The organism is Pseudomonas sp. KK4 (assembly GCF_001984065.1).
Classification (GTDB): Bacteria; Pseudomonadota; Gammaproteobacteria; order Pseudomonadales; family Pseudomonadaceae; genus Aquipseudomonas.
Genome location: NZ_LYVP01000001.1, coordinates 34526 through 45663, shown reverse-complemented (window position 1 = coordinate 45663; position 11138 = coordinate 34526). Strand labels below are relative to the sequence as shown.

Sequence of the window (11138 nt, the reverse complement as noted above, 5' to 3'; positions counted from 1 at the left end):
GGAGCGAGCTCCCTCGCCTCCGGTCATCATTGCAAGTTCTGGCCAGCGGTCATCTTCACAACTTGGCTTTGACCGCCGGCAACGCCTCCTTGCCGTCCACGGTTTTTACGCCATCAAGCCATTTATCCAGTACCGCCGGGTTGGCCTTGATCCAGGCCTTGGCCGCATCGGCATTGCTGACTTTCTTGTTCACCACCTCGGCCATGATGCTGTTCTCCATGTCCTGGGTGAAGCTCAGGTTGGTCAGCAGCTTGCCAACGTTCGGGCAGGCCTGTGCATAACCCTTGCGGGTCAGGGTGTGGACGCTGCCGGTGTCGCCGAAGTATTTCTCGCCGCCCTTGAGGTAGTGCATTTTCAGCTGCACGTTCATCGGGTGTGGGGTCCAGCCGAGGAAGGTGACGAATTTCTGTTTCTTCACCGCCCGGGACACTTCAGCCAGCATCGCCTGCTCGCTGGACTCCACCAGTTTCCACTGGCCCATGTCGAAATCGTTCTTCTTGATGATCTCTTGCAGTGAAATGTTCGCCGGCGCACCCGAGCCGATGCCGTAGATCTTGTGGTCGAACTTGTCGGCGAACTTGTTCAGGTCGGCAAAGTTATGCACACCCGCGTCCCACACATAGTCCGGGACGGCGAGGGTGAATTCGGTGCCATCGAGGTTCTTGGCCAGTTGCGTGACATCGCCCGTGGCCACGAACTTGTCATAGAAGCCCTGCTGCGCCGGCATCCAGTTACCCAGGAACACATCCACCTGGCCATCCTTGAGACCGCCAAAGGTGATCGGCACGGCCAGGGTGTCGACCTTGGCCTTGTAGCCCATGCCGTCCAGCAGAAACCCGGTGATGGCGTTGGTCGCGGCGATGTCGCTCCAGCCGGGATCAGCCATTTTCACCGTCTCGCATTGATCGGCGTAGGCCGATGCACTGCCAAGGGCCAGAAGCCCGACAGTCAGTACTGTGGATAACCTTTGCATGGACTTCCCCTTAACATTATTGGTTTTGGCAGGGTTGTGGATAACGTGCTTTACGCTCCAGATCATCGAGGTCGATATGGTTGCGCATGTATTGCTGACTGGCGTCCACCAGCGGCTGGTGGTCCCAGCTCTTCAGCTTGCCGATGGTCAGCGCGTCGGCGACGAACCGCCGCCGGCGCTGGCTCGCGAGCACCTGGTGGTGTATCGCCGGAATGTTCCATTTGGCCCGTGCTTCGGCGATAAAATCGGCGAACAGCTGGCGATGTTGCGGCGACTGGCTGAGTTCTTCCAGTTCGCGCGGATCATTGTGCACATCGAAGAGTAGGCAAGGGTCATCTTCGCTGTAGATAAATTTATAGGCGCCGCGGCGGATCATCATCAGCGGACCGATGGTGCCTTCGGCCATGTATTCACCAAAGACTTCATCGTGGCCGCCCTGCCCTTGCAGATGCGGAACCAGAGAACGGCCGTCCAGCGGCAGGCCTGGTTCCAGGGAGCCGCCTGCCAGCTCTACAAACGTAGGCAACAGGTCCGCGGTGGAGACTGAAGCGCTGACCCGACCGGCACCAAACTGCCCCGGCGCACTTATCAACAGGGGCACTCGTGCAGCCATTTCATACCAGTGCATTTTGTACCAGAGGCCGCGCTCGCCGAGCATGTCGCCGTGGTCACCGGAGAACACGATGATGGTGTCGTCGATCAGACCGGTATCTTCCAGCGTTTGCAGGAGTTTGCCGACGTTGCTGTCGATATAGCTGCAAGCACCGAAATAGGCACGGCGTGCATCGCGAATCTTATCCACAGGCAGTGGCTTGTCCCACAGGTCATACACCTTGAGCAAACGCTGGGAGTGCGGATCGAGATCCTGCTGATTCGGCGTCGCGGGCAACGGGATATCGGCGTCGTCATACAATTCCCAGAACGCCTTGGGAATGGTGTACGGGTCGTGGGGATGGGTCATGGAAACGGTCAGGCAAAACGGCTGGTCGCCATCCTCGCGGATGTGATCGAAGAGGTATTGCTGGGCCTTGAACACCACCTCTTCGTCGAAATCCAGCTGATTGGTCCGCACGCAAGGTCCTGCCTGCAGCACCGATGACATGTTGTGGTACCAACTCGGCCGTACGTCTGGCTCATCCCAGTTCACCGCCCAGCCGTAATCGGCCGGATAAATGTCACTGGTCAGGCGTTCTTCGTAACCGTGGAGCTGGTCCGGGCCGCAGAAATGCATCTTGCCCGACAGCGCGGTGCGGTAGCCGAGGCGACGCAGGTAGTGGGCATAGGTCGGCACGTCGGCCGGGAAATCCGCGGCGTTGTCGTAGGCGCCGATCTTGCTCGGCAACTGGCCGCTGACCAGGGTAAATCGCGACGGCGCGCACAGTGGGCTGTTGCAGTAAGCGGAGTCGAACACCACGCCTTGGGCGGCGAGGCGGCTCAAATTGGGCAGTTTGATGGGCGAAGGGCCGTAGAACGGCAACATTGGCGCGGCCATTTGATCGGCCATGATGAAAAGAATGTTCTTGCGCTTCATGTGATCGCGGCATTCCATAGTGGATATTTATGCGAGAGTGCTGTGATCGAGGATGTAATCCTCACACTCTGCGGTAAAGCCCATGCGCGACAATGACTAGGATAAGCACAGCTTATGTATGACGCCCTCGGTGACCTGTCCCTGGATCTGCTCCGCGCCTTTGAAGCGGCGGCGCGACAACGCAGCTTCACGGCGGCAGCCGTTGAACTGGGTACCACGCAACCGGCGATCAGCCAGCAGATCAAGCGGCTGGAGGAGCAACTGGCGACTCGCCTGTTCGACCGTATCTACCGTGGCATCGAACTGACCGAGGCCGGGATGATCCTTTTCGAGCAGGTTCAACTCGGTTTGCAGAATATCGACGCAGGATTAAGCGCAATCAGTGCACAGGATCAGCATGAGGTGCTGCAGGTCGCCACCGATTTCGCCTTCGCCGCCTACTGGCTGATGCCACGTTTGCACCGCTTTCACGCCGCTAACCCGCAAGTGGACGTCAGCCTGGTGACCAGTGAGCGCAGCCACAACATGTTGCGCACCGATATCGATGTGGCGGTGTTGTTCGGCGATGGCCGCTTCAAGCAGGGGGAAAGTCATTGGTTGTTCAGCGAGGAAGTCTTCCCGGTGTGCAGCCCGCAGCTGCTCAATGAACGCCCCCTGCCCTTGCCGGCCAAGGCGTTGCTGGAGCTGCCGTTGTTGCATTTGCGGGGTGAAAACAGCAGCAACTGGTTCGACTGGAGCGGCGTGTTTCGCCAATTGGGCATCACCTCGCCGCCCGCCCCGGGCCAACTGCGATTCGATAACTACACCTTGCTGATCCAGGCCGCGATTGGCGGGCAAGGCGTGGCGATAGGCTGGCGGCATCTTGTGGATAACTTGCTGGCGCAGGGTTTGCTGTGCCGGCCGATTGCCGAGAGCGTGATGTCGCGGCTGGGATACTACGTGGTACTGCCGCAGCGCAAACGGCGCGGTGCCTTGATCCAGCGGTTTGTCGATTGGTTGATGGCGGAGCAGGCGAGCAGCGCGCAATCGCTCAATGGATTGGCGCTGCCGTCCATTGCAGTGTGAAAGATTTCAAAACGCGGATGCCGCGACGAAATTCACGTGTTCCCCGATATGCAGATTCAAACGCAATTCATCGGCAATCCCGGTTGCCGTGCGCATCAAGCGCTCCAGCGGTTCTTTCAGGCCGGGCTCAAGGGAGCTGCTGACCTGGCTGAAATGCTCGATGGTCAAACCGGGGACACCTCTAGGCGCATTCACCAGGGTCCACTGCAAGGCGCTGCTTTGCAGGGCTTCGCGGATTTCCTCGGCGGCGTGACGCTGCAGGGGATCAAAAGTCTCCGGATCGTCCAGGACGTCGAAATCGCCAACCAGAAACAACCGGTTAATGCCCGCAGCCTGCATCCCGTCGATCAACGCATCGGCCGCGAGTACCTGCTCCACCGGCCCCGGAACGATGGATTTTTCCACGTATTCGCTGTTTAACGGCAACCCGGGTGCGTCGAGTAGGCAAATGACCGCCGAGCTGCCGGCCACGCTTTGCTTGACGCGTTCAGCATCGAACAGATTGCCGCTCTTGGTGCGCAGACCCGGGCGTGGCGCGAGCGCCGTCAGGTCGTCGAGAATCGCGATCACTTCATGCTGGCGCCGCAGCATTTCAGCCATCAGCGCACTGCCCAGGCTACTCATGGCACCATAAAGCACCACTTTGACCACCGGGGTTTCGGCATTTTTCATGGCTGAGCTCCACACTTTCCTGTGTATATGGCGTGTGACCTGTAGGAAACGGTGAGGGTTCTACTGGGTTTTGGAGGGATTGAGATGCAACAGATCAAGGGCTATCACGCCCACGTGTATTTCGACGCCGACAGCATCGATCAGGCCCGATCACTCTGTGAGCAGGCTGCGAGCCTGTTCCCGTTGAAAATGGGCCGCGTTCACGAGCGCGCCGTGGGCCCGCACCCGGACTGGAGCTGCCAATTGGCTTTCGGACCGGAGCTGATCGGCGAGGTGCTGCCGTGGCTGGCGCTCAACCGCAAGGGGCTGGTGGTGTTCCTGCACCCGGACACCGGCAACGATCTGCTGGACCACAGCGAGCACGCGATCTGGATGGGGGCGATCCGGCCGCTGAACCTGTCTATTTTTTGATCACAACGATTCTTCGGCTTCACCCGGCAGGTGTTCGTCCAGGTGCAACCAGGGCAAACGGCTGTCGGTCCAGATGTGGCGCTCGGCAGCTGCCTGCTCGGGGTGGTCGAGGGTGGCGATGGTCACGTCGATGCTTTCGGGGCTGAGTTCGGTGATCAATGCCAGTTGCGCCCCGCAGTGTTCGCAGAAATAGCGTTGGCAGGTGGAGGACGAGTCGTACCGCTTGGGCGTCCCGGCCAGCCATTGAAAAGTTGAAGCGGGGACGGTGATCCAGGTGGTGACGATGCCGCCGCTGACTCGGCGGCAAATCGAACAGTGGCAGTGGGCGATGTCGTGCAGCGGCCCGTTGAACTGATAGCGCAGCTGTCCGCAATGGCAGCCGCCTGTGTGGATGTCAGCCATTCTGGTGCCTCCTGATGTGTCTGGAACAACGCCTTCGCGAGCAAGCCCGCCCCCACATTGGTATCCGTACCCTGTGGTAGCGGGTTTGCTCGCGACGGTTCCGGCCCGGTGTGCCGCCCTGCCCTGTCCGACGACCGGTTGTACTTCCGGTCAACGCTTTCATCGGCGAAAGCTGGCTGAAAGCTTGCGCGATTAGGATCGCCCTCACTGCCGGCAACAGACCGGTTGGCCAATGCGAGCGTTCGATTGCTCGCCAGGTCCATTTAACAACAACAATGGTGATCCTGATGTCCTTTGCTACCCGCCGCTTCGCCGCTACTCCATCCGTACGTCTCGTGCTTCCCGTTCTGCGCTGATCGACCCGGTCCGCTCATTCCCTAGCCGCGCTACGCCTGGAGTATTCCCATGCTGACTTTCCTTGGCTTTGCCATGGTCATCACGTTCATGTTCCTGATCATGACCAAGCGCCTGTCCGCGCTGATCGCCCTGATCCTGATCCCGATCATCTTCGCCCTGTTCGGCGGTTTCGGCCCGAAAATCGGCCCGATGATGCTCGAAGGCATCACCAAACTCGCGCCGACCGGCGTGATGCTGATGTTCGCCATTCTGTACTTTGCCCTGATGATCGATTCCGGCCTGTTCGACCCGGCCGTGCGCAAGATCCTGAAAATGGTCAAGGGCGACCCTTTGAAGGTGTCGGTCGGTACCGCCGTGCTCGCACTGGTCGTGTCCCTGGACGGTGACGGCGCAACCACCTACATGATCTGTGTGGCCGCGATGCTGCCGCTCTACAGCCGCATCGGCATGAGCCCGCGGATCATGGCGGGTCTGATCATCCTGGCCGGTGGCGTGATGAACATGACCCCTTGGGGGGGGCCGACCGCCCGTGCCGCCAGTGCGCTGCACGTGGACCCGTCGGCCATTTTCGTCCCGATGATTCCGGCGATGGCTGCCGGTGTTCTGGCGATCCTGGCCATTGCCTACTTCTACGGCAAACGTGAACGTGCGCGTCTGGGTGAACTGCACTTGATCGGTGATGAAATCGATCACAGCGAAATCACTGTTTCGCAGTTCCCGGACGCCCGTCGTCCGAGCCTGATCTGGTTCAACGGTGCCCTGACCCTGGGCCTGATGTGCACCCTGGTCGCTGGCCTGCTGCCGCTGCCGGTACTGTTCATGGTGGCTTTCAGTATCGCCATGATCGTCAACTACCCGAACCTGCAACACCAGAAGGACCGCATCGCGGCCCATGCCGGCAGCGTGCTGGCAGTGGTCGGGCTGATCTTTGCCGCCGGTATCTTCACCGGTATCCTTTCGGGCACCGGCATGGTCGATGCCATGTCCAAGAGCCTGTTGGCGGTAATCCCTGATTTCCTGGGCCCGTACCTGGCGGTGATCACGGCGCTGGTGAGCATGCCGTTCACGTTCTTCATGTCGAACGATGCATTTTATTACGGCGTGTTACCGGTACTTGCCGAAGCCGCCAGCCACTACGGTATAACCGCGGTGGAAATGGCACGTGCCTCGATCGTCGGTCAGCCCGTCCACTTGCTGAGCCCGCTGGTACCATCGACCTACCTGCTGGTGGCCCTGGCCGGTATCGATTTCGGTGATCACCAACGCTTTACCCTCAAGTGGGCAGTATTGGTGTGCATGTGCATACTGGTTGCAGCATTGCTGATGGGGATTTTCCCGCTGTTCAGCACTCTATAAGCCCAAGACTCACCGCATCGGGTCCAGGCTTCGCTGTTCGAAGTCGGGGCCCGTTGTGGTTTAACAATCGCTCAAAGGAATACACATGGAATGGCTGACCAACCCTGAAATCTGGGTTGCCTTCTTTACCCTGACCGCCCTGGAAATCGTTCTGGGTATCGATAACATCATCATGATTTCGATCCTGGTCAGCCGCATGCCCAAGCACATGCAGGCGCGCACCCGAATCTTCGGTCTGGCGCTGGCCATGGTCACGCGGATTCTGTTGCTGCTGTCGATCACCTGGGTCATGCGCCTCACGGCCGATCTGTTCGTGGTGTTCGGCCAGGGCATTTCCGGACGAGACCTGATCCTGTTCTTCGGTGGCCTGTTCCTGCTGTGGAAAAGCTCGCAAGAGATGTATCACGCGCTGGAAGGTGAAGACGAAACCAGCGAAGAGCCGAGCGGCAAGGGCGGCAACTTCCTCTACACCATCATCCAGATCGCGATCATCGACATCGTGTTCTCGCTGGATTCGGTGATCACCGCTGTCGGCATGGTTTCCCACGTTCCGGTCATGGTCGCGGCAATCATCGTCGCCGTACTGGTGATGATGTGGGCGTCGGGCACCATCAGCGAGTTCATCGACAAGCACCCGTCGCTGAAGATGCTGGCGCTGTCGTTCCTGCTGATCGTCGGTACCGTGCTGATCGCCGAGTCCCTGGATGTCCACGTACCTAAGGGCTATGTCTACTTCGCCATGGCGTTCTCGCTGGCGGTGGAAGCGATCAACATCAAGATGCGCACTGCCATCGCGAAAAAGAAAAAGCAGCAGGATCCGGTGAAACTGCGCAAGGACATTCCAGGGCAATAACCCGAATGCTGTAACGCAGCAAGACCTGTGGGAGCGGGCTTGCTCGCGAAGAGGGAGTGTCAGTCGACATCATTGTTGCCTGATACACCGCTTTCGCGAGCAAGCCCGCTCCCACATTTGTTTTGCGTGATGGCATGAAGCTGTTTTCATGACAGTTTTGTTTCAACTCGCTGTTTAGCTATGCGATGCTGGCGCCCAGACCGTTAGCCAACTACAGCTTAAGTACAAGACGTAGAAACTCGCGCGGTACCGTCAACTTGCTCCTTTGGGGCGCTACACCACAGGGGGCCCTTATGCTCACCCTGCTCAATTTGCTTTCCGCCGTGGCCTTGCTGATCTGGGGCACGCACATCGTCCGAACCGGCATCCTGCGGGTCTACGGTTCCAACCTGCGCCATGTCATTGGCCAGAACATGTCCAAGCGCTGGCTGGCTTTTATCGCAGGGATTGTCGTGACCGCGATGGTCCAGAGCAGCAACGCCACGGCAATGCTCGTCACCTCCTTTGTCGGTCAAGGCCTGATGGCGCTGACGCCGGCGCTGGCGACCATGCTCGGGGCCGATGTCGGTACGGCGCTGATGGCGCGGGTGCTGACCTTGGACCTGTCCTGGCTGTCACCACTGCTGATCTTCCTTGGGGTGATTTTCTTCCTGTCACGCAAGCAGACCCGCCTGGGCCAGATGGGCCGCGTCAGTATCGGCCTGGGGTTGATCATCCTGGCGCTGCAACTGATCGTCGAAGCGGCTGCGCCCATCACCCACGCCCAAGGGGTGAAGGTGATCTTTGCCTCGCTGACCGGCGACATCCTGCTCGATGCCCTGGTCGGTGCGCTGTTCGCGATGATTTCCTACTCAAGCCTGGCGGCGGTATTGCTGACCGCCACCCTGGCCGGCGCCAGCGTGATCAGCCTGCCGGTGGCCATCGGCCTGGTAATCGGCGCCAATATCGGCAGTGGCGTGCTGGCGTTTCTCAGTACCAGCATGCAGAACGCCGCCGGACGTCAGGTGGCGTTGGGCAGCCTGCTCTACAAACTGATTGGCCTGTTGCTGATCATTCCGGTACTCGACCCCTTGGTGCACTGGATCGACAGCCTGGATTACAGCCCGCAGGAAATGGTCATTGGCTTCCACCTGCTCTACAACACCGTGCGCTGTTTGATTTTGCTGCCCAGCGTCGGGCCGATGGCCAGGCTCTGCGCCTGGTTGCTTCCGCAGCGCCCGGAAACCAATGGCACGGCCAAGCCGCGACACCTTGACCTGACCGCGCTCGTCACCCCTAGCCTGGCGCTGGCCAATGCGGCCCGGGAAACCCTGCGCATGGGCGACCTGATCGACAACATGCTCGAAGCCATGCTCGACGTGCTGCGTGGCAAGCAAACCGCCGTCACCCAGGAAATGCGCCGCCTGACCGATGACGTGGAGGCGCTCTACAGCGCCATCAAGCTGTATCTGGCGCAAATGCCCCGTGAGGACCTCAGCGACCAGGACAGTCGGCGCTGGGCGGAGATCATCGAACTGGCGATCAACCTGAAACTGGCCAGCGACCTGATCGAACGCATGCTGCGCAAGGTCCAGCAGCAGAAAACCTCCCAGCGTCGCTCGTTCTCCGAAGTGGGCCTGGAAGAATTGGCGGGGCTGCACAGTCAGCTGATTGCCAACCTGCGACTGGGGTTGTCGGTGTTCCTCAGTGCCGACAAGGAAAGTGCCCGGCAGTTGCTTCGTGAAAAACGTCGCTTTCGCGCACAGGAACGCCGCCTGGCCCACGCCCATGTCAGCCGTTTGCAACGTAAGATCGTGCAGAGTATCGAGACCAGCTCCGTGCACCTGGAGCTGATTGCCGACATGAAGCGTCTGAATTCATTGTTTTGCAGCAGTGCGTATGTGGTGCTGGAAACGTCCGACACCGGGGCGTTGATTGTCGATGATTTGGCGGATACCACGCATTCGCCTTGAACGTCTTGCGGTGAGGCCAGTCAGTAACATCAGTTCGACTTGAAGGTCATTCGTGAGCGAGCCCTCTCCCACATCGGTACTGTGTACGCCGCAATCCAACTGTGGGAGCGGGCTTGCTCGCGAAGACGGCCTCACTGACGACACGGATCTCCAATCAGTCGTATGGAAGCCTGCTATGCGTTGTCTGCTGTTCGCCTGCCTATTGCTGGGCTCACTTCCCTCCTTTGCCCTGGATCGTTTCCAGGTCGAAGGCTACACCCTGCGCAACGGCCTGCAATTGCTGCTCAAGCCCGGTGCGGATCGCGGGCATGTGGCGATTCGCCTGGTGGTAGGGGTCGGTATCGATGATTTTGCCTGCGCCGACAAGGAACTGCCGCACCTGCTCGAGCACTTGCTGTTCAGCGGCATTGACGCCAGCGGCGAAGGCGGCCTGGAGGAACGCATGCAAGCGTTGGGCGGCGAATGGAACGCTTTCACCAGTAATGCCGACACCACCTTCGTGATCGAGGCTCCGGCGAAAAACCAGCGCAAGGTCCTCGATCTGCTCCTGGCGCTGCTGACCCAGACCCAATTCGACGACAACGCCATCAACGCCGCCAAGCAAGTGGTCGAGCGCGAAGACGGCGGTCATTACTCGCATCTGCAGCGTTGGCTGGATCGTCAGGATCTGGGGCACACCGCCAGTAATCAACTGGCGGTCGAGCTGGGTCTCAAATGCTCCCAACGCGCCGAGGTGGGTCGATTGACCCACGAACAATTGGAAAAGGTGCGCAAGGATTGGTACGCGCCCAACAACATGACGTTGATTGTGGTGGGTGACCTTGATCGCTTGCTGCCGGCCTATCTGGAACGGACCTATGGGGCATTGAAGCCGATCGACCCGACCCCACACCCCGAGCTGCCACAAATTCAGGCCAGTGCGGCCCATGAGCGCAGCCTGATCCGCGGCTTTGTCGGCGGCGGCGCCAAGCTGCACTGGCTGGTACCGGAACCGGTGCTGGAAAATCAGCACGACGAAACGTTCGACCTGCTCAAGGACTATCTGGACTGGGCGCTGTACCGCCAGTTGCGTCTGGCCCATGGTTTGTCCTATGGGCCATGGGCCGAGCGCGAGGTCTTCGGCGGCGTGGGCTTCATGAGCCTCAATGCTGACCTTGAGCGTGACGACGTCGATCAGGCGTTGCAGGTGCTGGATGAGCTGAAGGCCCAACTGCTCAAGGACGGCCTGAACGCAGAGACTTTCAACCGCCTCAAACAGGCGGCCATCGCCCGCCAGACCTGGGCGGTGCAAGGCAACAGCGCCCTGGCCGACTACTACTGGAGCGCCATAGGCGATTACGAGGACGGCCGTTTCGCTGACCCGGCCCGGGAGTTGCAATCGGTGACCCTGGAGGAAGCCAACAAGGCCATGCGCGAGCTGCTCCTGCAACCCGGGTACGTGCGGATTCAGAAACCGTTGCTGGGTGACGATCAACTGTTGTGGCTGATTGTCGGGGTGTTGGGGCTGATTGTTCTGATACTTTTGGGGTGGCATTTACATCGACGAGCGCGGATGTAGCCGCTGCC

General features: G+C 59.8%; 10 protein-coding genes. 6 read left to right on the top strand and 4 right to left on the bottom strand.

What is annotated here, in order from left to right; all coding sequences use genetic code 11:
* Positions 1-55: 55 nt before the first annotated feature.
* Positions 56-973, bottom strand: coding sequence for a choline ABC transporter substrate-binding protein (choX, locus tag B0W55_RS00215; protein ID WP_077044062.1), 918 nt, complete (start codon positions 971-973; stop codon positions 56-58).
* A 16-nt stretch (positions 974-989) separates the two neighbouring features.
* Entirely contained in the window at positions 990-2504 is a 1515-nt protein-coding gene (gene betC, locus B0W55_RS00210) for a choline-sulfatase (protein WP_077044061.1), read from the bottom strand.
* A 114-nt stretch (positions 2505-2618) separates the two neighbouring features.
* On the opposite strand from betC, the gene B0W55_RS00205 reads away from it, so the two are divergent.
* The gene (locus B0W55_RS00205; RefSeq protein WP_077044060.1) at positions 2619-3569 is read left to right on the top strand and encodes a LysR family transcriptional regulator; all 951 of its coding nucleotides are present in this window, start codon (positions 2619-2621) and stop codon (positions 3567-3569) included.
* Between the two features lie 6 nt (positions 3570-3575).
* Here the strand turns inward: B0W55_RS00205 and B0W55_RS00200 are convergent, their stop codons facing one another.
* The gene (locus B0W55_RS00200) at positions 3576-4241 is read right to left on the bottom strand and encodes an NAD(P)-dependent oxidoreductase (RefSeq protein ID WP_077044059.1); all 666 of its coding nucleotides are present in this window, start codon (positions 4239-4241) and stop codon (positions 3576-3578) included.
* Between the two features lie 84 nt (positions 4242-4325).
* On the opposite strand from B0W55_RS00200, the gene B0W55_RS00195 reads away from it, so the two are divergent.
* Positions 4326-4652 (top strand): DOPA 4,5-dioxygenase family protein, encoded by a 327-nt coding sequence (locus tag B0W55_RS00195; protein WP_077044058.1) that lies wholly within the window; start codon positions 4326-4328, stop codon positions 4650-4652.
* On the opposite strand, the gene B0W55_RS00190 is transcribed toward B0W55_RS00195, so the two are convergent.
* Positions 4653-5054, bottom strand: a complete 402-nt coding sequence (locus B0W55_RS00190; RefSeq protein ID WP_077044057.1) for a GFA family protein — start codon at positions 5052-5054, stop codon at positions 4653-4655. It abuts the gene before it with no gap.
* A gap of 405 nt (positions 5055-5459) precedes the next feature.
* Here B0W55_RS00190 and B0W55_RS00185 point away from each other — a divergent pair, with 405 nt between their 5' ends.
* From B0W55_RS00185 to B0W55_RS00170, 4 genes are all read left to right on the top strand, one after another.
* A complete protein-coding gene (locus tag B0W55_RS00185; protein WP_077044056.1) occupies positions 5460-6767 on the top strand; it encodes a CitMHS family transporter in 1308 nt (435 codons plus the stop codon).
* An 85-nt stretch (positions 6768-6852) separates the two neighbouring features.
* Complete coding sequence (locus B0W55_RS00180) at positions 6853-7620, top strand: TerC family protein (protein WP_077044055.1); 768 nt, start codon at positions 6853-6855, stop codon at positions 7618-7620.
* 293 nt (positions 7621-7913) lie between these two features.
* The gene (locus B0W55_RS00175) at positions 7914-9572 is read left to right on the top strand and encodes a Na/Pi cotransporter family protein (RefSeq protein WP_077044054.1); all 1659 of its coding nucleotides are present in this window, start codon (positions 7914-7916) and stop codon (positions 9570-9572) included.
* Positions 9573-9747: 175 nt separating this feature from the next.
* The gene (locus B0W55_RS00170; RefSeq protein ID WP_077044053.1) at positions 9748-11130 is read left to right on the top strand and encodes a pitrilysin family protein; all 1383 of its coding nucleotides are present in this window, start codon (positions 9748-9750) and stop codon (positions 11128-11130) included.
* Positions 11131-11138 lie beyond the last annotated feature (8 nt).